Source organism: Nocardia cyriacigeorgica, from assembly GCF_010858045.1.
GTDB classification, from domain to species: domain Bacteria; phylum Actinomycetota; class Actinomycetes; order Mycobacteriales; family Mycobacteriaceae; genus Nocardia; species Nocardia cyriacigeorgica_E.
Genome location: NZ_JAAGVC010000388.1, coordinates 1 through 279 on the forward strand (window position 1 = coordinate 1; position 279 = coordinate 279).

Here is a 279-nt window from a genome sequence, read left to right on the forward strand (position 1 = left end):
ATCAGCGGCGCACCGCGACCGGTGCGCCGCTGATCGCGGGCGATCCGCATCGCTTCCTGGAACTGCCCGGCATCTACCAGCAGTTCCACTTGGCCTGCCCGGAATTCGATGTCGTCGGATTCTCGTTCGCCGGCGTCCCCGGCGTTCCGCACTTCTGCCATTCCGGCACGGTGGCGTGGGGGATCACCAATGCGATGGCCGACTACCAGAACCTCTACCTGGAGCGGCGCAGCAGGTCGGGCGCCGAGGTGCTCGCCGAATCGGCCGACGGTGTCCGCG

Annotated in this window: 1 protein-coding gene; it reads left to right on the forward strand. The window is 68.1% G+C overall.

The window, feature by feature from the left end; all coding sequences use genetic code 11:
- A partial coding sequence (locus GV790_RS30145; protein WP_163818196.1) for a penicillin acylase family protein occupies positions 1 to 279 on the forward strand: 279 nt, incomplete at both ends.